This is a genomic window from Pseudomonas koreensis, assembly GCF_012986595.1.
GTDB lineage: Bacteria > Pseudomonadota > Gammaproteobacteria > Pseudomonadales > Pseudomonadaceae > Aquipseudomonas > Aquipseudomonas koreensis.
Genome location: NZ_JAAQYM010000001.1, coordinates 222,547 through 247,567 on the forward strand (window position 1 = coordinate 222,547; position 25,021 = coordinate 247,567).

Annotated in this window: 11 protein-coding genes; 8 read left to right on the forward strand and 3 right to left on the reverse strand. The window is 58.2% G+C overall.

Annotated elements, in window-relative coordinates:
- Positions 1–38 precede the first annotated feature (38 nt).
- From HBN98_RS01075 to HBN98_RS01105, 7 genes are all read left to right on the forward strand, one after another.
- A complete protein-coding gene (locus tag HBN98_RS01075) occupies positions 39–4,025 on the forward strand; it encodes an RCC1 domain-containing protein (RefSeq protein ID WP_083366639.1) in 3,987 nt (1,328 codons plus the stop codon).
- Between the two features lie 116 nt (positions 4,026–4,141).
- Positions 4,142–5,014, forward strand: coding sequence for an Ig-like domain-containing protein (locus HBN98_RS01080; protein ID WP_231989357.1), 873 nt, complete (start codon positions 4,142–4,144; stop codon positions 5,012–5,014).
- Between the two features lie 21 nt (positions 5,015–5,035).
- The gene (locus HBN98_RS01085) at positions 5,036–6,652 is read left to right on the forward strand and encodes a hypothetical protein (protein WP_175581922.1); all 1,617 of its coding nucleotides are present in this window, start codon (positions 5,036–5,038) and stop codon (positions 6,650–6,652) included.
- A gap of 5 nt (positions 6,653–6,657) precedes the next feature.
- The gene (locus tag HBN98_RS01090; RefSeq protein ID WP_083366641.1) at positions 6,658–8,262 is read left to right on the forward strand and encodes a hypothetical protein; all 1,605 of its coding nucleotides are present in this window, start codon (positions 6,658–6,660) and stop codon (positions 8,260–8,262) included.
- 4 nt (positions 8,263–8,266) lie between these two features.
- Entirely contained in the window at positions 8,267–9,922 is a 1,656-nt protein-coding gene (locus HBN98_RS01095) for a hypothetical protein (RefSeq protein WP_175581923.1), read from the forward strand.
- Positions 9,919–11,499, forward strand: a complete 1,581-nt coding sequence (locus tag HBN98_RS01100) for a hypothetical protein (protein WP_083366642.1) — start codon at positions 9,919–9,921, stop codon at positions 11,497–11,499. The genes HBN98_RS01095 and HBN98_RS01100 overlap by 4 nt, the downstream gene beginning before the upstream one ends.
- 89 nt (positions 11,500–11,588) lie before the next feature.
- Entirely contained in the window at positions 11,589–13,076 is a 1,488-nt protein-coding gene (locus HBN98_RS01105; RefSeq protein ID WP_083366643.1) for a hypothetical protein, read from the forward strand.
- A gap of 104 nt (positions 13,077–13,180) precedes the next feature.
- Here the strand turns inward: HBN98_RS01105 and HBN98_RS01110 are convergent, their stop codons facing one another.
- The 3 genes from HBN98_RS01110 to HBN98_RS01120 all read right to left on the reverse strand — a co-directional run bounded on the left by HBN98_RS01110 (position 13,181) and on the right by HBN98_RS01120 (position 19,769).
- Complete coding sequence (locus tag HBN98_RS01110) at positions 13,181–15,415, reverse strand: autotransporter outer membrane beta-barrel domain-containing protein (RefSeq protein ID WP_229755021.1); 2,235 nt, start codon at positions 15,413–15,415, stop codon at positions 13,181–13,183.
- 285 nt (positions 15,416–15,700) lie between these two features.
- Positions 15,701–17,650, reverse strand: a complete 1,950-nt coding sequence (locus HBN98_RS01115) for a hypothetical protein (protein WP_169844025.1) — start codon at positions 17,648–17,650, stop codon at positions 15,701–15,703.
- Between the two features lie 151 nt (positions 17,651–17,801).
- Complete coding sequence (locus tag HBN98_RS01120) at positions 17,802–19,769, reverse strand: hypothetical protein (RefSeq protein WP_083366645.1); 1,968 nt, start codon at positions 19,767–19,769, stop codon at positions 17,802–17,804.
- A gap of 430 nt (positions 19,770–20,199) precedes the next feature.
- Between HBN98_RS01120 and HBN98_RS01125 the strand changes: the two genes are divergently transcribed.
- Entirely contained in the window at positions 20,200–24,894 is a 4,695-nt protein-coding gene (locus tag HBN98_RS01125) for a hypothetical protein (protein WP_169844026.1), read from the forward strand.
- Positions 24,895–25,021 lie beyond the last annotated feature (127 nt).

Here is a 25,021-nt window from a genome sequence, read left to right on the forward strand (position 1 = left end):
CGTCCTTTGTCCCCGACAGTTCGCCCGGAGTTCTGACCATGGTCACTCAGCCTCAGCAAAACCTTGCCCCCCTGTCCTTGCTAGACCCGGTAATCCCCGGGCGTACCCAGCCCATCCTGCCTGATCTCGGGTGGGGTATAAACCTGGCGGCGGCACGACTCAACTTTCCCGAGAAAGGCCTGCAAGTCCAGATCCCCATCTGGCCCGGTAAAGCTATCGGCGACAGCCTCAAGCTGTTTCTCAATCATGAGCAGGTCGACCAGCACACCATTGCAGATACGGCCGAGACCAGGGAGCCCTCTACCTTATGGGTACCGCCAAAAAAAATGGAGTCCGGCTCATACGAGCTCACCTACGAAGTAAAACAATTCGGCCAGAAGGAAGAGCGCCCGGATCAGCCCCTCAAACTCTACGTCAAACTTGAACTTCCCGGAGGCCAGGACACTGACCCTGGGGATGGCCACTCCAATCTGTCGATGTCGATCCCGCAGGCAATCATCGACCAGGGCGTGGACAAGGCAATCGCCGAAAAAGGCTTCTTGATTACCATCTTGCTGTATCCGCTTATAGCCGTGGGCGATGTCATCTTCATGAGCTGGGGTGGTTTCTTGGTGCAGTCCACTCCGGTCACTGCGGAACAGATCAGCGACCCGGCCAACCACCCCATCCAAGTGGAAATCACCCCTGAGGTCATTGCGCGTGCCGGTGACACCAACGAAACAGGATTGGCGGTCAGCTTCATGGTGCGCGACATCGTCGGCAATCAATCGCAGGACTGGAGCAAGGCAACCCGCATCTTTGTCAGTACGGCTACGGACTTGCTGGACGCCCCTATCGTCCATGAGGCCTTCAACAACGTGCTTGATATCGACAAACTGGGCGATAACGACATCACGGTTCAGGTCACGGCCAAACCCCCACTGTTCGAGCTTGACGACGTCATCTACGTGCGGATGCGTGGCACCACCGTGGAGGGCGAAACCATCGAAGTCGTTGCGCCCACCCAGACCATCGACAACCTCCCGCACAATTACGATTTCAAGCTGCCCATCGCAGCCGTACGCAAGCTGGTCAAGACCCAGATCGTTTTCTCATTCTGGCTGCAACGTCCGGGCAGCTCCAAGCCCTTGCGATCCAGGGGGCAGTTTGTAAATGTCATCGGGCAGGCCAAACGTCTGTCGGCGCCGATTGCCGAAGATGCGCAACAAGGCGCCCTCGACCCCGATTTGCCGCGCACCCGCATCCGCATACCGTTTGACGAGCTCATCAAGTCCGATACCGGTATCAAACTGCTCTTGCTCGGTACCCGTCCCGACGGCAGCACCTATCTGCCTGATATTCCCCTACATGTTCCGGACGACGAACAAGCGGACGACCCCAACGGTTTCTTCATCGTCGTTGAAGGCACACACCTCAAGACCGTCGAAGGCGGAACCCTGGAGTTTTGGTACCTTCTGCTGACGGACGAGAATGGTCAGGTCGTCGAGCGGGAGTCCGTGCACGCGGCGGTGCTCCAGGTGGGCGAGCCACAGTTTGAACTGATCAAACCAAGCGTCGAGGGTGAGAAAGACGGCGCCCTGGAGCCGAACGATCTGCCCTTTGGCACCAGCGTGCTCACCTGCCCCCGGCCCATCGCATCTCCGTGGCAGTCTCAGGATCAAGTGACTTACACCTGGACTGGCGAGAACTCAGGCACCACAGGCAACACAATCACACTCAATGCCGTGACCGCCGGAGGGGACCTGAGAATCACTCTCAGTGTCGCGTTCGTTGCCACGCACATCGAACCCAACCGCGGCAAGACAATCACCGTCCGCTACCAGGTTCTGCGCGTTGCGACGGGCAAGATCAGCTATTCAAACCCGTTGGTATTCACGGTGGGTCAGGCACAAGAGCAATTGCTGGATCCGGCAAAAGTACGCGAAGCGCCTGATGGCGTGCTCGACCCGGCCGACGTGCCGGTCTCGGCTACCGTGCTGATTGCCGCCAACCGTGCGGAGAATGCCGGCGATCACTTTTACATGAAGTGGCGCACCGCTGATGGCAGCGTCAATGAGGACTATGACAAGACTATTTCCGGTAACAACAAGGGCAAGGAGGTGGAGTTTGGGATTGCTCGGTCCATTGTGCTGGCCAGCCTGAACCAGACCGTCACCCTCAGTTATCACGTCGAGCTGTTCGAAGGTGGCACCTCCACCGGCGAGGATTACACATTGCGCGTGGAAGCGGCGCCTGGCGTGAAACTGCCGGTGGCCACGTTCCGGGAAGCCAGCGGCCCGCAAAAAGACCAGATCAATCCTCACGATGTTTACCCCCTGGGCGCTACGGTGATCATTGCAGCCAGTGCCGCACTTAAGTCCGGCGATCAGGTGCATATAAAAGTGGAAGGCAATACCACATTCATAGAGTCCCACACGGTCCTGGAGGATCAGGAAGATAACGAACTGGCGGTGGGCAGGGTTAATCATGCGTTCATTGTCGAAAACCTTGATCGCAGCCTTTCCCTCACCTATACGGTCACCCGCAAGGCAGGCGGGACCGATGGACCGTCTGATCCGACGGTCTACGATGTCCGCGAGGTGATTGGCGCAGGTTTGTTGAAAGTCATGGGAGCCCGCTTCAACCGCAGCACCTACAGGTCCTCCGGTGCTTCACATGTGTTGAGTGCGTTCAATGCCACAAGCGGCCAACCATTGCAGGCGCAGTGGAAATATCCGGACGACAGCCACTGGACGACCGCCAGTACCTGGTATGACACGCATCCGGAACAGCCGCTGCAAGTGCGCACGACGGACGACGCACTGACTCTGAACCCGGCGAACATCTTCGGCAACGGCAATGACCAAACGCTCACCGGGCAGTCTGCCTATGTTGCGCATCGCAATGTGGGGGATGTCGTGGGCTGGGGCCTTGCTGCCTACGGGGCAGCGATACCCTCGACCATCATCACCATGGATGACATTGTCGAGGTGAGTTGCACCCGCAGTGCCTTTGCCGCCCGCCGCGCCAACAGTGCGGTCGTGGTCTGGGGCACCGCCGCCGAAGGTGGCAGCATGGCCGGTATTGCACCTCTGGGCTTCAAACAGGTGGTGGGCAACTCCGTCGCCTTCGCCGGCTTGAAGTTGACAGGGCAAGTGGTCGCATGGGGCGACGCTGCCAATGGTGGCACCGTACCGGACCCCGTCAGTGCACTGAGTGACATTACTCAGGTGGTGTCTGCCGGGCAGGCGTTTGCCGCGTTGCGGGCCACCGGTCACGTGGTGGCGTGGGGGCTGGAAACCAATGGTGGAAGCGTGCCGGGCGAAATTGCCGGGCTGACCGATATCAAGACATTGATCGGCAGCTTCGGGGCCTTCGCCGCACACCGGGCCAACGGCCGGATTGTCGGTTGGGGCAACGCCACTTATGGCGGAGATGTGCCTGCCGCCATCGCAGTCTTGACCGACATCATCGAATTGAGTTGCGCCAACGCTCAGGCGTTCGTCGCGCGACGTGCCACCGGCCAGGTTGTGGCCTGGGGCACACCGGAGTATGGCGGCACCATCGACCCTCTGATCGAGGGCTTGACAGATATTGTCGAAGTCAGCTCAACCTGGCGCGCCTTTGCCGCCCGTCGCGGCAACGGGCGCGTGGTGGCATGGGGCAGGCCAGCAGAGGGCGGCTCGGTGCCGGGTCCCATCGCCACTCTGGATGACATTGTGCAGGTATGTGGGTCTTCCCAGGCGTTCGCAGCACTGCGCAAAAACGGCACGGTGGTCGCTTGGGGCGATGTCACGGTGGGCGGGGATACAACGCCTGTGGCGGATCAATTGATCAACGTGGTGACGCTTTACAGCAACACCACCGGGTTCACCGCCCTGACGTCCGACGGCCGTGTTGTCACCTGGGGCGTAGCTGGCGGCGGTGGCGACAGCAGCACAGTGCAGGAGCTTCTGAGAGGCAAGGTCTCTTACCTGGCCACCGCTGCTACAAGGGGGCTGGCACTGAAAGCCAGTCGCAGGGCGATGCTCTACGCCTCCCGATAACCCTGATCTGCGCGATCTTCAACCCTGTAGCCCGGCGCTCCCACGGGAGCGCCGCCGACTGCTGCTCAATAGGTGAAACCATGTCTGCCACAGCTCCCACCCTCAAAGCGCCTTCAGTGGACGAGGCTCCAGACGGCGTACTGAATCCTGAAACCCTCCCCGTCACAGGCGCCACGGTGCGCATCACCCCTTACGACAATATGGCCTTTCGTGACGGGGTCTACCTTTATGTCGGCGATCACTACGCCGACGACATCCCCATCAGCCAGAGCGCAGTGGGCAAAGATGTGGAATTCATTGTTCAAGCGAAAGAGTTCATCGCCAACGACAACAACATCGTGCCCATCCGCTACAAGGTTCAGCGCCATCAAGGGGCACTTGAAGAATCGCTGACCCTGGAGCTGCGACTCGACGCAGGGTTCGAAAGCGATGCACGCCTGGACCTGAGTGCTGAAAACTACGTGGCCTCGGTGGATAAGCCCCCCATGGAAATCCCCGCGTTTGCGCGCATGACCCGAGAGGCCAAGTGGGGCCAGGGACCGTACGTGTACAGCAGCAGCGACGAACGCATTGCCAGCGTCAAGTCAACGTCCGGCGAGGTCACGGCACTGCGCAATGGGGCGTGCACCATCACGGCGACAGATGCCCAGAACCGGACGCAAGGTTACGTGATGACGATCAGCGGTATCCAGGAACTGCACTTTCTCAGCACCGGAGCCGACTGGGAGGGCATGAAGGTTCTGTGCATGCAAGCCAAAGTGCAACCGGTCACGCTGGCCCAGATCAAACGCCTTTGGTCACTGTATTACCCCAGCAGCGGCCAAGTGGCCGTATACCTTGGCTGGCTGCATTACCCGATATGGACAGGAGACGCCTTGGGAGCGGGAACCGCCTGGTCCTATGACCTGGACGGTTCGAACGTCAATGACAATGCCCGTGGCGATGACGTTGAGACTTTCCATCAGGTTGTCGGTATCAAACGCGCCTGAAGTCGAGCCAAGGACAGCATCATGACCCTGACCAGAACGCTGCTGCTCGGCCTCTGGCTGTTCAACAGCCAAGCCTTTGCCATCACCGGCCCGGAGGTGGCGCAGTTGCTCAATAACCGCTACCAGAACACCACCGCCGACTGCGTGGGCGATCACCCGGCGTACTTTTGCAGCGGCGTTCTGGTGCGCGGCAGCGCCGAGACAGGCGAGTTCTGGAAGCACAGTGAAATCGCCACTCAACTCGGCGCGGAAAGCTTCAGTTATCTGCGCGCCGACCTCGGCACCCGACAGCTGACGCAGAAAAACGGCGTGGTGTTCAGCGATACCTTCACCGCCATCGGCAAATTTCAGACGCTGGACGTGTTGTGTGCCTACCCATTTACGTTCGCCATGACGGGCACCCGTCCCGACTTCGGCTGCGGCCCACTGGCCGCTCGCGCCGAACCGGATCCTTCCTCCTGCGCCGCGCAGGGCGTCAGCGATGCCCAGGGCTGGATCGCGCACTTCCAGCAACAAGGCCTGCAACCTGACAAGCAATGTTCGCTCAGCAGCCAGGCACCCGCGCTGTTCAAGGCCAGTCTGGTTGCCCATCAAGGTCTTGATGGCTCATGGGCTGCAAGCCCCAACCTGCTGCAGATCAAAAACTGGGACGCCAACGCCCCCAGGCAAATCCCGATCCAGGCCCTGTTTTACGACATCACCCAGACCGGCGCATTGCTCGGTGCGCAAAAGGATCAGCGCGATTACTTCATCGCCACCGGGGACTGGCTGCCGATCCTGCGCATGAACCTGAACCAGGCCCCGGATGGTGTGTTCGGGTTCCAACAGCAAGATCAGTTGTACACCGGCTATGAAGTGGCTTCGCGCTTGAATGCGCGGTATGCAGATACATCTCCCACTTGTCGGGGAGGTACAGCCTCCCACTACTGCAATGGCGTGTTAATACGCACTACCGATGTTTCTACCGCCTTTCATTCCTGGAATCCCAGCCCCCAATCCATCGCCGGTAACGGGGTCTCATACACCTATGCACGCGTCGATGCGCTCATCAAAAAAGTTTTCAAAGCCCAAGGATTCATTACCAGGGAATCCTTTGCCCCCACCGGCAAGCCGCTGGAAGTGCGCTGTCTTTACCCGAACGATTCCCACACCGGTGGTGGCCCTCAAGATATTTGCAGGGCGCATGTCGGGCTGTGTGCTGAAGTCGGTGTCACAACATCTGAAGAATGGGTCAGGCGCTATGCGGCAACCCCCGTTTTGGGGTGCGCGTTCGATACCGAACCGGCCAACTTTCAACTCGCCACTACCGCGCGCCCCCACTCGAACGATCCCTACGGCTGGAATGAGTTGATCATGGCACCTTGGTCAGAAGATCAACCGGAAAAACTGCCACTAGAAGCATTCACCGTCAATTTCCCCTCTATGTCAGAAGGAGATGGCCTTAGTGGTGCGCGCTTCATCCAACGAGACTATTTCCAGGTTACGGGCCGCTTCATACCGTTGATCCGCGTTAATTTCGACGCTGCTCCAGCAAACGTTTTTAGCTACGCCCCTGAAGATCAAGCGGTTCAGGACACGACGATGTCCAGTTTGTCCCGCGCGATTCCCAACCTTCCCGCAACATCACGTGACGACTGAACGAAATGGCTAGCAAACGTGTGTCTGTCCTTCTGCTGCTGACATTGCTCATGGTTTGCGACCATCTCTACGCCATCACCGGCCCGGAGGTGGCGCACCTGCTCAATAACCGCTACCAGAACACCACGGCCGACTGCGTGGGCGATCACCCGGCGTACTTTTGCAGCGGCGTTCTGGTGCGCGGCAGCGCCGAGACAGGCGAGTTCTGGAAGCACAGTGAAATCGCCACTCAACTCGGCGCGGAAAGCTTCAGTTATCTGCGCGCCGACCTCGGCACCCGACAGCTGACGCGGAAAAACGGCGTGGTGTTCAGCGATACCTTCACCGCCATCGGCAAATTTCAGACGCTGGACGTGTTGTGTGCCTATCCATTTACGTTCGCCATGACGGGCACCCGTCCCGACTTCGGCTGCGGCCCACTGGCCGCTCGCACCGAACCGGACCTTTCCTCCTGCGCCGCGCAGGGCGTCAGCGATGCCCAGAGCTGGATCGCGCACTTCCAGCAACAGGGCCTGCAACCTGACATGCAATGTTCGCTCAGCAGCCAGGCACCCTTGCTGTTCAAGGCCAGCCTGGTTGCCCATCAAGGCCTCGGTGGCACATGGGCTGCAAGCCCCAACCTGCTGCAGATCAAAAACTGGGACGCCAACACCCCCAGGCAAATCCCGATCCAGGCCCTGTTTTACGACATCACCCAGACCGGCGCCTTGCTCGGTGCACAAAAGGATCAGCGCGATTACTTCATCGCCACCGGGGACTGGCTGCCGATCCTGCGCATGAACCTGAACCAGGCGCCGGATGGTGTGTTCGGGTTCCAACAGCAAGATCAGTTGTACACCGGCTATGAAGTGGCCGCACAGATGAATGCGCGGTACCAGGATGTGGCTGCGTCGTGTGCAAATGGCACGCCCGCCTACTACTGCAATGGCGTTCTGATTCGCGGAGCGGACGCCTCGGCCGGCTTTCATGCGTGGAACCCCAGCCCGAATTCGGTTGGTCGTAACGGCGTTTCGTTTTCATATGTCAGGGATGATGTGGGCACAATCGGTCTGGCCGGTAATCAGGGTTTCACGTTCAAGGAGTCATTCGCCCCCACCGGACATCCGGCGATCCTGCGCTGCTCTTACCCCGCCAATGCGGGCACCAGCGGAATTCCCGACAGTTGTCGCGCCAGTTGCGAGTCGCAAAACATCACCACTGTGGCAACCTGGCAAGCAAGGTACGCCGCCAGTCCTGGGACTAGCTGCGCCTTCAGTAATACGCCGGCAGCGTTCCAGCTCAGCATCGCTGTACGCGCCGTGATGAGCGCCAGCGCCAGACAAAACTGGAATGAAATCATCATTGCCGCGTGGCCTCAGGACATTCCCGAACAAATTCCTCTGGAGGCGCTGTTCTACCTGTCAGGTAACGCTGCGGCCCTGAACAATGCGAAGTTCATCCAGCGCGATTACTTTCAACAGACCGCCCGTTACCTGCCGATTGTGCGGATGAATCTGCGGACCACCGATCACCGTCCGTTCACTTACGACACAGCCGACCAGACCTTGCAGGGAACTTCGACTCAGACGCTGATCAATGGCATCACTCCGCGAGCGCCTGGGGAGTACTGACAGCATGCAAATCTGCACGACGCGAATGCTTGCCCTGTTACTGACCCTGTTCGGATGCACCTGTGATCTCTACGCCGCCACCGGCCCGGAGGTGGCACACCTGCTCAATAACCGCTACCAGAACACCACCGCCGACTGCGTGGGCGATCACCCGGCGTACTTTTGCAGCGGCGTTCTGGTGCGCGGCAGCCCCGAGACGGGCGAGTTCTGGAAGCACAGTGCAATCGCCACCCAGCTCGGCGCGGAAAGCTTCAGTTATCTGCGCGCCGACCTCGGCACCCGACAGCTGACGCGGAAAAACGGCGTGGTGTTCAGCGATACCTTCACCGCCATCGGCAAATTTCAGACGCTGGACGTGCTATGTGCCTATCCGTTTACGTTTGCCATGACAGACACCCGTCCCGACTTCGGCTGTGGCTCACTGGCCGCTCGCACCGAACCGGACCTTTCCTCCTGCGCCGCGCAGGGCGTCAGCGATGCCCAGAGCTGGATCGCGCACTTCCAGCAACAAGGCCTGCAACCTGACAAGCAATGTTCGCTCAGCAGCCAGACGCCCGTGCTGTTCAAGGCCAGCCTGGTTGCCCATCAAGGTCTAGATGGCTCATGGGCTGCCCGCCCCAACCTGCTGCAGATCAAAAACTGGGACGCCAACGCCACCAGGCAAATCCCGATCCAGGCCCTGTTTTACGACATCACCCAGACCGGCGCATTGCTCGGCGCACAAAAGGATCAGCGCGATTACTTCATCGCCACCGGGGACTGGCTGCCGATCCTGCGCATGAGCCTGCAACAAGCGCCGGATGGCGTGTTCGGGTTCAACCAGCAGGATCAGTTGTACACCGGCTATGAGGTGGCTTCGCGATTGAGTGCGCGATATGCCGATACGTCTGCAGCCTGTCGCGGTGATACCGCCGCTTACAACTGCAATGGCGTGTTGATACGGATCACCGATGCATCGCCAGCGTTTCATGCGTGGAATCCCAGTCCAGGTTCCACCCAGCGAAACGCAGTCGCGTTCTCCTACCCGCGGTCCGATGTTTTCGCAACCAGACTCGTGTATGGCAAGAACCAGGGCTTGATCATGAAAGAGCTGGCAGCCCCCGCCGCTTACCCGCTGACGCTGCGCTGCGCATTTCCTTTCGATGGGGGGACTGACTTCAGATCAGAGGGTTGCAACGAACATAGTTACGACCCGGTGCGTAGCCGGCCTTGTGACGAACAAGGCATCAGCAGTGGCGAACAATGGGTGGCGCTTTTTTATACGCTTTCTCACACGAGCACTGGCTGCAGCTTCAACGGCAGTCAGTCACAGTTCGAGCAGAGCATCGTGGCGCGTTCCTTTTTGAAAGAGGCCGACCAGACCCGGCACAACGAGGTCGTCATCGCCTCCTGGCCGCAAGACATCGGAGCCCAACTGCCACTTGAAGCTTTTTTCTACATCGCGGCGGCTGGAAAGGCCAATGCGGCTTTTTTCCAGAACGATTATTTCCAGCAGACCGGGCGTTTTCTGCCAGTTGTGCATTTGAATCTTGCAGATGCCGGTCATGAATTCACCTATGACCCCGCCGATCAAAATGTTTCAGATCTCTCACTGCCGAACCCGCTGAACGCGTTGCAGCCTGTGTCCTCCCACTCGACAGCGTTGGAGTCTTCCAAATGAACAAATCCATTTCGATGCTCAAACAGTGGCTGCTCCCCCTCTGGCTGTTTAGCAACCTGGCATTTGCTGCCACCGGCCCGGAGGTGGCGCAGTTGCTCAATAACCGCTACCAGAACACCACGGCCGACTGCGTGGGCGATCACCCGGCGTACTTTTGCAGCGGCGTTCTGGTGCGCGGCAGCGCCGAGACAGGCGAGTTCTGGAAGCACAGTGAAATCGCCACGCAACTCGGCGCGGAAAGCTTCAGTTATCTGCGCGCCGACCTCGGCACCCGACAGCTGACGCGGAAAAACGGCGTGGTGTTCAGCGATACCTTCACCGCCATCGGCAAATTTCAGACGCTGGACGTGTTGTGTGCCTATCCATTTACGTTCGCCATGACGGGCACCCGTCCCGACTTCGGCTGCGGCCCACTGGCCGCTCGCACCGAACCGGACCTTTCCTCCTGCGCCGCGCAGGGCGTCAGCGATGCCCAGAGCTGGATCGCGCACTTCCAGCAACAGGGCCTGCAACCTGACATGCAATGTTCGCTCAGCAGCCAGGCACCCTTGCTGTTCAAGGCCAGCCTGGTTGCCCATCAAGGCCTCGGTGGCACATGGGCTGCAAGCCCCAACCTGCTGCAGATCAAAAACTGGGACGCCAACGCCCCCAGGCAAATCCCGATCCAGGCCCTGTTTTACGACATCACCCAGACCGGCGCATTGCTCGGTGCGCAAAAGGATCAGCGCGATTACTTCATCGCCACCGGGGACTGGCTTCCGATCCTGCGCATGAACCTGCAACAGGCGCCTGATGGTGTGTTCGGGTTCCAACAACAAGATCAGTTGTACACCGGCTACGAGGTGGCTTCGCGCTTGAATACGCGGTATGAGCAGACCGCGTCGACCTGTCAGGCAGGTAAAACCGCGTACTTCTGCAATGGTGTTCTGTTACGCGGAACCACGGCTTCCAGGGCTTTTCACATGTGGAATCCCAGCCCTACGTCTGTGGGCAACGGTGGTGTTTCCTTTACGTATCTACGCAGGGATGCGGGACTGACCAAGCCGGTTTATTCGCAGGGTTTTCTGGTTCGCGAAAGCTTTGCACCTGCGGCTTACCCGCTGATCGCGATGTGCGCCTATCCCTTCGATGGCGGCACCAGCCGTCCGCTGGACACCTGTCGCGTGCGCGGCGACATGTGTGACGAGCTGGGCATCACCAGTGTGCAGGCATGGGCAACTCGATACGCCAGTACACCACGCAGCAGCTGTGCTTTCAATATCGACCCGGCGCAGTTCCAGCTCAACATCGACGTCCGTCCGACCGTCACCAACGGCGATGGCTGGAACGAGGTGATGATCCAGACCTGGCCGCAGGACATCCCGCTGCAGATCCCGCTTGAAGCGTTCTATTACAGCCTCAAAGCGCACTACAACGCGAAAGGGTTGGAACAGGCTCAGTTCGCCCAACGCGATTACTTCGAGGTCACCGGACGCTTCTTGCCCATTGTCCTGATTGACCTCGAAGCGCCGGCGGGTCAGGTCTTCGGATACAACCCCGCCGATCAGCTTGCCCCCGGAGCGCCCGCAGCCAATTGATCACCTGAAAATAGCCAGCACTCGCCATCGTGCCAATCGAGCAACGCCTCCCTGCCTGAACCGCATTACTTTTGATGAGGATTTTAGTCATGACCCACCTGCGTTCCTTCCTGTTTCCACGGTTGCAAAACGATATTTCTCCGCAGGCACTGCGGCCGTTGCTGATCGCAGGACTGATAGAGCCGATCGTCGACGGGGACGGCGGTATCAACTACAACACGTACCACGATTGGCCCGACGGTTTGTTCTGTGCCGTCAATGCCTACGCGCCGCCCATGCGCACAGGCGACACGCTCGATATCTATTGGGGGAAGGACAACAAGATCTTTACCCGGGCTCTGCAGGATGACGAAGATGACAGCAACAAACCGGTGTTTTTCTTTTTGCCGGTCACCAACATCCATCCAGGCTGGGTCGATGAGGTCTACTACGTACTGACCCGTGCGGGGCATACCACCCCTGAAGAGCCCTCTGTACCTTTGCGAGTGCTGGTGAAACTGGATTTGCCGGGCGGAGTAGACAAAGAGCCTCACAAGCCCGGTCACTCGGAGTTGCATATCGTGCAACTGCCGCAGGACGTCATCGAGAACGGCGTGGATGCCGTCTGGACAGCCAACGGTGTTGACATGACCATTGCCCGATATCCGAACATGGCCGTGCACGATGTCATTCAGGTCAAATGGGGCCAGGTCCTCCTCTCGCCCCATAGCGTCAGCGCGGATGAAGTCGCCGGGACGACCCCCATCGTGGTCACGGCCCTCCCGAACGACATAGTGGCCGCGGGTGACAGCGACGCACTGTTGGTGCGCTACGAGATTCATGACCAAGTGTGGAACTACTCTGCAGACTGGTCCCAATCTACCTATGTCAAGGTCCAGTCCGAAGTCCGTCAGTTGGTTGCACCCATCATCCAGGAATCCTTCAACGGCATCATTGATCTCGACAAGCTGGGTGATAGCGATGTCAACGTGAGGGTTAATGTAAAACCCGGCGAGTTCGACCTGGATGACACCGTTACCCTCAAATGGACAGGCACGCCAAAAACCGGCAATCCGTTGGTCAATGTGCAATCAAAAATCGTGAACAGTATCCCCGGCGTCCTCAACTTTCAGATTCCGAATACGGAGGTCCGGGCGATTGCCGGGGGCAGCGCCGACGCGTCGTATGTGCTGTACAAAAAAAACGGCGGCCCCCCGTTCCCGTCCAAACGCGCATTCACCGAAGTCGTCGCGCAAATGCCTGCTCCGGTTCTCAAAGAGGCCATGGGCGATACCGTGATGTCCGGTATAGGAGTGGCCACCGTGGAGATTCAGTACCCTGGCATGGTCGACGGCGACATCGTGAACATGGCGTTGCTGGGCATCAAGGCCAACGGCAATCCCCACTTGTATGAGGCACAGCACATCGTCAGCCCGGATGACGCGAAAAACCAGCGCGTGATCCTGTATGTGCCGGGTGAACATCTGCGGATACTGCAGCGTTGCAAGCTGAATCTGTTCTACCAGGTGTCCGGCAACAAACCGCAGCACCATGGCGTGAGTGAGTCCAAGCGCCTGGAAATCGAGGTCAAGCCGTAAGGTTGGCGCCCGCCCAACCGGTGGCCCCGACACAACCGCGCAAAAAAAAACGCCTCGCATGTTGCGAGGCGTTTTTCATTGGGCGCTCATTGAATCAAGGATATTTACCAATCCCAACGCAACCCGACATTCACCCCGTACGGCTGCTCGATGTTCTTGCCCTTGCTGTAGCCGAGGTCACCATGCACCTGCAGGCCCTTCGACAACGCCACTGCCACACCGGCGCCGAGCTGCCCCCGGGAGCCGGACAGATCATTGTTGAACTGGTTGTTGTCGTTGACCGTCACGCGATTGTTGTTGATGAACTCGTGCTGCACCGCTGCCCGCACATACGGCTGGGCGACCATGCCGTTACCCATATCGAAGCGGCGCCCGAGCGTGGCACCGGCTTCGCCCAGCACCGACCGCGCACGGTCACCGTCAGCCTGCATGCCGTTGTTCAGCGCGTACTCGCTGCCCTCGATAGTGTCCATCGTCAAGCGGGTATAGGGCTCGACGAAATAGCCGTCATCCAGCTTGATGTTGCGCCCGAACTCTGCCGAAACGCCGACACCGGAGTTGTGGTAATCACCCTTCGCCCGGCTGCCGTCACTCAGAGTGACCTTGGCGTCATTGTTGAACCGGTTGAACTTGAGCAGCGCGTCGAAATAGTAACCGCTGTCGGCATCCAGCCAGGTTACATAGGGGCCGAAGTAGTAGCTCTTGATCGTACCGGACGTGCCTTGCTCAACGCTCAGGTCGGTGTCGCTGTAGCCGCCCATCACACCGGCCAGCCATTGACTGTCGCCCAGACGCACATCGGCGCCCAGAGACAAACCGCGCTGGGTTTGCTGATACGCCACACCCGAGCCTGCGGCGATGTTGTATTTGTTGCCGTAAGTACGCATCCAGAGGCCAGGCTGGGTGCCATTGAAGCGCAACTCGCCCATCCGGCTGCGCAGCGTCGCGCCCTCGGCCAGCATGACCGTGGTCGGCGCGCTAAACAGGGCCAGCACTGATCGTGCGCCCGGGCTCACCGTCTTGGTGGCCGGGTCGAGGAACCATTCCGATTCGCCGGCTTCATTGGTGGTCTTGGACAAGCCGTACGACCATGTGCCTACATCCACCGGGCCGCCCTGCAGCGCAAAGTGCGCATCACCGGCCGCCGTGCGCACCAGCGTCAACGCTTGTGGTGAAGCCGCGTCCAGCCCGGAAGCGGTGACTGCCAGATCGAAGTTGCCCGTCGCGACGCCCGACACATTGAGGAAATCACGACCGCCATGATCGAAATCGCCCTTCATGGCAAACACCCCGGTGCCCGCCAGAGTACCCACTTTCAAAATGTAAAACGTGTCAGGCACATCCTGAGCACCGAAGGACACACGCCCGCCATTCATGGCCAGGGTGCCGATGCTGTCGTCGCCGGTGAGCGTCCAGTTCGAGCCGCTGTTGATCGTCACGCCGTTGACCTTGTCCAGGCGACCGGTCAGTTGCGAGTTGTTCTGCAGGGTGACATTGGCGCTCGAGCCGTTTTCCATCAGCACGTCGCCGGTCATGTTGCCCTGATCGAACGTGAGGTTGGCAGTGCTGTTGCCCGTGACGTTCACGTTGCCTTGCAGCGAACTCTGGCCAACGTTCAGGTTGGCGGTGGATGCGCCCTGTACGGTCAACAGATTGCCATTGCCACCCTGCAGGGTGGAATTGTTCAGCACGGCAATGGTGGCGTTGATCCCCTGGCCCACCAGGATCGCGTCACCGCTGCGGCCTTGCACGCTGGCGTTGTCCAGCCGTAGCGAATTGCTGCCCAGGCCCGAGGGATCCCTGCCCATGCTTACGCCGGCCTTGTCGCCGCTGATGACCGTGTTCGCCGTAGCGCGGACATCACCGCCCAGAATGTTCAGGCCGTTACTGTTGGCCCCTGTGCCCGTCACCTGACTGTTGATCAGCGTCAGCGTACTCAAACCCGTGACTTGAGCCCCGGCTTCGCCTCCGTAAAACTTGCTGTCGGTGGCGGTGACGGTCGAACTCAGCGTCGAGCCGATAGACCGATTGACCGCCAACCCCGTCACGTCACTGGTCACGATCGCGCCAATAAGATTGCCGGTGCTGTTGGTTATATTGATGCCCTCAATGCCACTGTTGGCATTGACGGTGGCCCCGTTGATATTCAATGTTGATCCTGAGATCACAGACACACTCTCGGTTGTAGCCCCGGCGATGTTCAGAACGCTGGCATTGCGGACCAGGTAATCGGTCAACGGTGTTGTTGCGTCGATATCCAGCGTGTTGCCGTTATCGACGATAACGGCGGCCAATGAGGGCGTTGCGCTCAAAAAAAATGCCGGTAGCACGACCAGCATTCGAAAGAGTCCCGCAGGCGTTTTTTTTTGCATTGACACATGGCTTGTATTCATAACATGGCTTCCTGAATGTTCATCACCTCACCTCTTTCAGAAATGACGCCAAAAGCTGTAAGAAGCGCGAACGATACTGACCTGACACCACGAAAAATGTAGGGAAAGTCCTAGCAAGAGCCGGAAAAGTCCTTCCCCGCACGCTGATAAGTCCGCCTGTTTCAATGATCGTTGTACAAGAAGGCACGGGAAGCGTGCATGCCGCCCGTGCCTGCTTAAGGAACGCATTGATCAGGTCGGCAAATCGCAAGTCCCGCCATCAGCTGGATTGACCATGTAAACCTTGACGATATGTTCCACGGAGGTTATCGGACGTGCGTTGATGCGCGCCGTATATTGAACGCCACCCCACGCATTCTTTGTCAGGCGGATGGGCTCGTACGGGATCCTCACAATGAAACCATCGGTGGCATCCTGCACTGACGGAGTAAAGCTCACTTCCTCATCCGTCCCGGCTATTGGCGATGAACCGGTACTATCGCTATATCCCTGATAACTGAATGTCAGTGTTTGATCCGCCAATTCCAGCGTGCCTCCCGGCACCAACACCTCGACCCCCCATCCCAACACGGGATCCCGCCGCAGAGAACCGCAATACAACCAATCATCGAAACCCTCAAGAAGGTGTTGAAATGCCGGATCAGGCACCGTATCGGTTTGAATCAGTACATCCACCTCCCGGGGAGGTGAAGTGTCCACGTTATCGTTCAGGTCGTGACCGATGACGTAAGCCATCGGGTGCGTCGTATCACCGTTACCCTGCTCTTCGAATACACTCCAGTCGACAGTCCACTCCAAATCTGGGGGAATAATGGCCGGAATCGTGAAGATGCCGCCATCAGCATCCGATACCGGCTTGCCGTTATATACAAGTTGAACGGTGTCATCTTCCTTGGCACCGGTATAGGTAATGACCGTTACAGTAACGTCCTGATCCTTGTCGGCGGCTGTCAACGTGTTGACAGTGCCTCCTGAACCACCCTGAACAGTCACCAGCGCCAGATTCGGGTTGATCTCGCCTGGATTGTCCGGATCGATCGGTTCGCCGGGTTTTCTCAAATCAACGTCGACATTCTTGGAGATGGGAGTGGACGGATAAAGGATGGTGCCGCGTTTGATCTGGTAGCCAGCCGCTACGGTTTTTTCACCTGGGTTGCCGTTGAACACATCCTTGAACGAAATATCGACGTAAAACGGAAAGCCGGTAATGGTCTGCTCGGGCTGCAGAATACCGTCGTACGTCACAACCAGCTTATCGCCTGGCATGTAGTTGGTGTATTCATCTTCGATTCCCACTCCCAGAGGCGTTTTAGCATCCGCCAAATCCACCAGGCCGTCGTCATCAAACAGCGGAATGCTCAAAGGTAGCAATCCTTCGGGGGGATCTGTCAGAACGACAGGAAACGTCACTGCTTCAGAGGGCGTACTTAAGTTTCCTTTTCGGTCGGCGATGGTGAAAAAGAGCGCTAAAAGACCTTCACCCGCGTTTTCCACCTGAGCAGCGGAAAGCCGAACGACTATGACAGTGGTTACATCAGTACGAGTCACTGTCTCGACAACTTCGGCCAGAGGTATCGAGCGCCCATATTTGACAGTGATAACGTCACCGATCCTCGGATCTGCATAGTCTGGAATTATAATTTCTACAAAACCATTATCTGCCAGATATTTTTTGGTTATACCATTATTCTTTACCTCATCCGGAATGAGGAGTGGCAGTAGCGGATGTGGAGGTTTTCTATCAACATGAAACGTTAACGGAACAGAATTACTGGTATTACCGCCCTGAAAGATAAAGTAGCCCAACTCATGTTTCCCCTCACGATTGGTGTATCCGGCCGGCAACGTCATTTCGATTTCAGTAATAGCGGGATCAAGCGGCGTTGTATAAGTATAACGGGTTGAGGTTACCCGGGTTTGATCAAATGTCAGATCAATAAAACTTGGGATGCCATTCGGGTCATCGGACCCTGCGGGTATATCGACCAGACATTTGAAGGGTTGCCCTTGCATTAACAGCGGGACCTGATTGATATCGTCGTCCGGCTCATCGTCTAGAAATTTGTTATCGGGATGCACCCTGATGACTGGGGCATCAGCTGTAGTAACCGCATGGCGAATTTTCAGATAATTGACCCGACTTTGTTCAGCAGGTGTCAATGATTTTTTCAGACTGGCCATTCTCTAACTCCTTCAGACACGGGCTCTACCTGCCCAAGGTTTATCAACTAACCAACACCCAAAAATGGGCACACTGCTCCCTGCCGGCCACGCACAAACTATCGCGACCTTTCGAGTAAATAGGACTGCTGTTTAATTAATCACTGATCCGTCACGGGTCCGGACACGTTTTATGAGTCGGCGAGCAGACTTCTCCGCTGGGCATGGTTCTATTGATAATCACAAAATCTTTTCTTGAAATACCCCGCCCGCCGGCAAACTTTTTCAAACTGTAGTGACATAGCGCCGAACCGCTATTGACCATGGGGGCGATCAGTCTTTCGAAGTCCGTTACATGCACTTCAAAACCATCGCGTGCCTGATCCTGATTCAAAATGGTCAAAAACTGCTCCGCCGCGCCGGTAATAGGCCGGGTGCCATTGGGGCCTTCACAGCCTTGCCAGTACAGAATCACGATGTCCTTTTCGGCAAACGCCGGGTTGCCTTCGATCTTCACCCGTACTCGGTCCCATAAGCGTGGCTTGGCACAGCAGTCCAGCACCCCGAACTTGCCAGCGTCGGGGAACGAAGGCTCCTTGAGGTTTTCAATGATGATGATCGAAACACTCACCGGTGTGACGGGGGCCTGTTGCTGGTTGATCCCGTTACTGGTGGTGTAATAAGCCGGTAACGCCGGGTTCTGCCGATCCTGGTCAATGATCGACCATGGGATCTTGAACGCAACCTTCTTGCCGGCGACGTCCCCGGCCTGGACGATATATTGCGCAACGGGCGCGCTGATCGCGCCCCAGTAGAGTTCAATGGTTTGCCCGGGGTCAGGGCTGTCGAACAAGGTCAGGAATCCATCGGCGTCCTCGCCAAAATCCTCGGTGCGCAGGGTGTTGAGGACTTTGGAATTGGCACCGTAAATTTCAATACTCGCCAGCGTCGGGTTGAACAACGCCGGCGCATTGGCGTGATCCTGACCCGCCACCGTCAAATTCACCGGCACCCGTGTTTCCAGCGACGGCTTGGTATCGACGCCGCCTCGACGCACGCGATAGGTGACGCTAGCGTTCGACGGGCCCAGTCCCTTGGCGATCAGAGCCGCCCACGGCACAGGGATCACACAAGGGAATTTTGTCGTATCCACTTCCTGCGGCGGCAGGACGGTGCCGTCCCAGTCCACCAATATCCGATCCCCGTCAAAGGCATTGTCATAGGCTTCGATTTCAACCGTTACCGCACCTTGGTTGACCGCACCGTCACGGGCGTGCTGACGGTCGATCAATCCTCTCTCCGAGAGAGGGACAACGGGGGGTTTGAGTTCGGACGGCCCAGGGGTCAGATCGACAAACACCGGTAATAACGGCGAGCGCGGCCCCCGGTTCCCGGCCCAGTCGCGCAAGCGGTAATAAATGTACCGCTGGCCATGGCCGCGCAGGCGAATGTCACCTTCATAAACGGTGATGATCAGTTGATCGGTGTCGATATCGAACTGACTGAACGCCTGCTCGCGGATTTCGGTTTCAAAGTCCGGTGGGGTAATTGAGTCCGTCCAGTAATAAATCGCCCGATCCCTGGCCTTCGCGTCGAGATAGAGCCGTACCTTGAAACGAACCTGGCCATGTTCGCTCAGGTAGTCATCAGTGATATTCCCCACCAGATCCAGCAGTTCAAGCATCGCCGGTTGCAGGCCGTCATCGGGTGGTACCCGATCGACGGTGACTGGTTTACGCGGGGATTCCGCCTCATTGCCACCGATGACGAGCTTGTAGGACAGGTCGTAAATGCCATTTACCAGCCATTGCTGAGGAACCGAAACAATCTTGTCACCCGGCTCAATGGGTATCGTGAACCGGACCTGAGAAACCTGCACAAAGGGCAGTCCTATTGGCCGCCAACCCACCAATACGACGTCTGCCCCGAATGCCGGATCTGTGGAGAAACTCCAGGCGGGAATCGTGACCAGCAGATCGCGGGCCAATACATCGCGAGGTAATAGACCATCAGGGCTCTCATTCCCGTCTTCGTCTTTGAGGATCGCCGGAACAACCGGCGGTGCAAGCGCCGCAAATGTTGCTTCGCGCTCATCGCATTTATGCTGCTGATCCACCGATGGTTCTTCAGGAGGCACCATTGCAAACTCCATGGCAAATAACGAGGCGATGTTCGTACCCGGATCAGTCGTGAAAAAACAGGGTTTTCACTGACGGTGGGGTTGCGTTCCTGTTGGCCCAATTAGATGCCCGCTCGCAGATGCTGACTACTGTCAGAAATACTAGGTTTGCCTACCGTTCGTCGGAGATAAAAAGACCATCGTCGGACTGATTTCCGATGCAGAACCCGGTGCTCAGAGGGGAATGGTGATGATCCGCAGGGTTAATTCGCCGCACTCATGAAGGTTCGTGCAGAGAGGTTTTGGGGCTACCAGGCGAGCTGGCGTGCGAACAACACAGTGTCCGACCACTCGTCGCAAACCCGCCTTGACCTGTAATTTCTGACAGTAGCCAGCCTTCAGCCGCCACGCCTTAATGACTCCCTTCCCACGTCGCTTCGGAGTCATTGCCATGCTCATCCAGCCCCTGAGAGAGCCCGCCCCCCTGGCCCTGCGTGGTCCGGAAATTCCCGGACGCACTGAACCCGTATTGGAGACCGGCGAATGGGGCATCAACTTGGCGGCCGCTAAAGGCAACTTCCCCCTTCAGGGTCTGAAAATCCATATCCTGCCTTGGAGCAACATGGGAAAGGGCGACAAAGCCGTGTTGCTGTTCGATGGCGCCCAAGTCGATCAGCACACGATTAACGATGATATCGAAGTCGGCGAACGCGTCACTGTGTGGGTAAATCCACGCCACCTTACCAACGGCTCTCACACCCTGAGCTATAGCGTGATTCGTTTCAACCAGGCAGCCGAATCGTACACCCCGCCCGTCAAGCTTTTCGTCAAGCTCGAACTCCCAGGCGGGCAAGATCTGAACCCCGAGGCCGGTGAGCACTCGGAGTTGTACCTATACATCGACCCGGCGCTGATCGCCGACGGCGTCGACAAGGACTCCGCTGCCGCAGGTGTCGCCGTCACCATCAAAGCCAAACCCGGCAGCATTTCCCGCTTGCCGTACCCGAATATTGCCCCACGCGATGTGATCACCCTCAGTTGGGGCGGTAGACGGATTCGCTCCGCACCGGTCACGCAGGAGCAGATCGACGACCCGGACGCCCATCCGATTGTGGTCCAGGTCACCGAAGCGGACATTCTCCAGGCCGGGGACTCAGGCCCCCATGGCCTCGCCGTGACATTTACCATCCATGATCTGGTGAACAATGCCGCCGAAGACTGGTGCACCGAAACCCGCATCGTCGTCGACACCGGCAGCTCACGGCTGGAAGCGCCCCTCGTCGAACAAGCCAACGGTAATGAGCTCGACCTCGATGCGCTCGGTGACGACGACCTGCACCTGATGGTCTGGGCCGCCACCGACGATTTCAATTTGCACGACGTCGTCATCATGCACATCAAGGGCACCACCCTGGAGGGTGAAGCCATCGACGTCACGGTGCGCCAGACCATTGAAAAGAGCCCGCCGCGGCTCGTCGACGTCTACCTGCCCAACAGCGCCGGCCGCGCGCTGGGACAGACCCAGGCGATTTTTTTCTACCAACTGGAACGGGGCGGCTCGATCATCCAGCGCTCCAAGGGCCGCTTCATCAACATCATCGGCGACCCGGTGCGCCTGCTCGCGCCGATTGCCGAAGACGCACAAAATGGCGCACTGGACCCTGACCTGTCCGAGGTGCGCATTCGTATTCCGTATGACGAGCGCATCAACGAAGGCATGGGCATCAAGCCTAAATGGCTTGCCATCCGCGCCGATCTCACAACCTATGAACCGGACTTGCCCCATTACTCGCCCGACGCGAACGAGGCCGATGACCCCGCCGGGTTCGTGATCATGGTGGAGGGCAAGCACCTCAAGACGGCTGAGGGCGGGACGCTGGACTTGTCCTATAACCTGCTGGAAGACAAAGACGGTGAGATCATCAGCCGCGCCTCGCAACATGCGGCATTGCTGAATGTCGGCGCCCCGCAATTCGAACTGGTGGCGCCCAGCGTTCTCGGCGAAGCAGACGGCATGCTCGAGCCCAACGATCTGGTCAACGGCCTCAGCAAAGTGACCTGCCCGGCCCCCGTCGCCAACCCGACGCTGCCCAACGACGTCGTTACCTGGCAGTTGCGCGATGCCAATGGCACGCTGCTGTTCGAAGACAGAAAAACCCTCAATGCCCTGACTGCCGGCAGGGACGTCACCTTCTCTCTTGATGCCGACTTTGTGCAGGAGCATTTTGAAGGGAATCGCAGCAAGTCACTGACCGTCAGTTACAACATCCTTCGCGCGAATACGGGCAAGTTCAGTTATTCCAATCCGTTGGAATTCACCGTAGGACAGGTGGAGGTCCCGGCCCTGACTTCGGTAAAAGGCTCACCCAGCGGCGAGGAAATTCCTGATGGCGGCACCACCGTCGAGACAGCACTCACCCTCACCGGTACGGCGAGTAAAGGCAAGCAGGTCGAAATCTTCGACGGAAGCGGCCCGAGTGCGCAGTCCAAAGGCATAGCAACCGCCGACCTTGAGACGAGGGTATGGAGCATCAGCATCAGCGTGCCGGAAGGTGCACGCCGCCTGTATGCCCAGTCGCTGTATCACTCCAGCCCGACCTACTCCAACGTGCGCCACCTGACAGTCGCACAAATGGTGCCGCCGACGATCAGCTCGGTGAAAGGCTTGCTCAACAACGAGGAAATCCCCCATGACACCGTCACGACGGAGCATTCAGTCATCCTCCGTGGTACGGCAAGCAAAGGTCAGCAGGTTGAGATCTTCGACGGCATGACGTCCATGGGCATACTGACTGTCAAGGCGTCGGGCGACTGGACCACCTCACCCATATTGGACCTGCCGGTCGCTGAGCACAGTTTTACAGCGAAGGCGCTGTATGGCGCAGGGGAGTCTTCAGCGGCGCGAACATTCACCGTAACGGAGACCGTGGTGCCCGGCATTACCTCTGTAAAAGGTTCGTCCAGCGACGTGGAAATTCCCGATGGCGGCACCACCGTCGAAACAACGGTCATCCTTACCGGTACGGCGAGTAAAGGTCAGCAGGTCGAGATTTTTAACGGCACCACGTCCATGGGCAGGGTTACGGCCGACATGGCGGGAGACTGGACGACGTCCCTCACGAATCTGCCAGTCGCCGAGTACATCCTGACTGCCGTAGCGCTGTATGGCTTGGGGGCACCTTCGCTGGCATGGAAATTTAACGTCAGCGCGGTAGTGCCACCGGCCATTACCTCGGTCCGAGGCTCGCCCAGCGGCGAGGAAATTCCTGATGGCGGTATCACTATCGAGACAACACTTACCCTCACCGGCACCGCGAGTAAAGGTCAGAGCATCAAGATCCTGGACGGTACCACCGACAAAGGTGATGCCGTTGCTGACCCGGTGACCGGTATCTGGACGAAAATCCTGACTGGGTTGAGCGTGGCGCCGCACAGTTTCACCGCGAAGGCGCTGTATGGCGCCGGTCAGACCTCAGCCGCTCGGACCTTGACCGTGACGGCGACTACAGCACCAACCATCACCGAGGCTAAAGACTCCAAGGGCGTCGTGATCCCACAGGGCGGCATCACCGTCGACACCAGCGTGACCCTCACCGGCACCGCGAGTAAAGGTCAGAGCATCAAGATCCTGGACGGGACCACCGACAAAGGCGACGCCGTCGCTGATCCGGTGACCGGTATCTGGACGAAAATCCTGACCGGGTTGAGCGTGGCGCCGCACAGTTTTACGGCGAAGGCGCTGTATGGCACCGGCCAGACCTCAGCCGCTCGGACCTTGACCGTGACGGCGACTACAGCACCAACCATCACCGAGGCTAAAGACTCCAAGGGCGTCGTGATCCCACAGGGCGGCATCACCGTCGACACCAGCGTGACCCTCACCGGCACCGCGAGTAAAGGTCAGGGCGTCAAGATCCTGGACGGGACCACCGACAAAGGTGACGCCGTTGCTGACCCGGTGACCGGTATCTGGACGAAAATCCTGACCGGGTTGAGCGTGGCACCTTACAGTTTTACCGCCAGAGCCCTCTACGGCACTGGCGCGAGTTCGGCGGCGAGGACATTTACCGTGGCGCCCCCCCTGTCAATCACCACATCCACCATGGTGCTTGAGGGTCCACTTCTGGTTCCCGGCCCGGCCCCTTACACCCCCCGGTGGGACAGAACCCAGTACATCCCACCCGGTGCTACCGATACGCGCCTCGCCACCGGCGGCGTCCCACCTTATACCTACGTGTCCGAGAACCCTGCCATTTGCACAGTCGATGCCAGTACGGGTGTAGTCGTCTCCGCAAGCAATGGATCAACCAACATTGTGGTGACGGACGCCAAGGGCACACAAGCTCGCTACCCCGTCGGATGCAGTGGAGTTTATGAGCTATTGCATGGGAACCAAGGAGGCATGGCATATGACGCCGCCATGAGTTTCGTTCAGGACATACCCGACGCCCGAGTCTTCATTCCCGATGATGCAGCCGATAACAGGATCAAGTCGGTGATGTATCTTTCATACCAAAAAACAAATTCAGCAATCGCCGTGTCTTGGGGAAGCCTGGCGCCGGCAAGCGGTGACACTGAAGTATTTCTGTCCACCCAAAAAGTTGCCTCATGGCCACCTGCGGCTGAAGTCCACGGCGTGAAATGGCAATACGAAACCAACAGAAACAGGAGCTACTACCCGCTGGCCATACGTTCCAAAGGTATCGACGAGCTTGTGCGAGATTTCACGGATTTTACCGATGAGAACATGAATGGCTGGGTTAAAGGTCCAGATGTTCACCCTAGGGATGTGGAACTCGTGAGCGTCGAAGGTGACGTTAGGCTCCAAAACCACACCTCTACCAACAACTCCAGCGGGGTCTACATTCAAAAAACATTCAGCAATCTGCGTCCCAAGGCTTTATATCGGTTTTCCATAAAAGTCGTGCGGTACCGTGGCTTCTATAATATTCCAAGGTTATCGATCAGAGCCGCCGGCAGCACGGTTGCAGGACCTCTCGATATAACTTCGATGGATAGCTGGATGCTCCTGTCGGGCACATTCACGCCAAACAGTAATCAAGCTGTGCTTGATGTGTACAGCCATGTTGCGAGCGGCTACGGTAACGACTATCAGATTGACGACATTGAGGTCGTCCGTGCGTAGTTGACTGAAACAGGGCACAACATAAAAGGAGACGGAATGGATGCCGTCTCTTTTTTTCCCTGTTGTTCATGGTCGCGCCGGGGGCCAACACCGAAGCGCTGCGGTTCAATGCCTGTGAGTCGTTGGC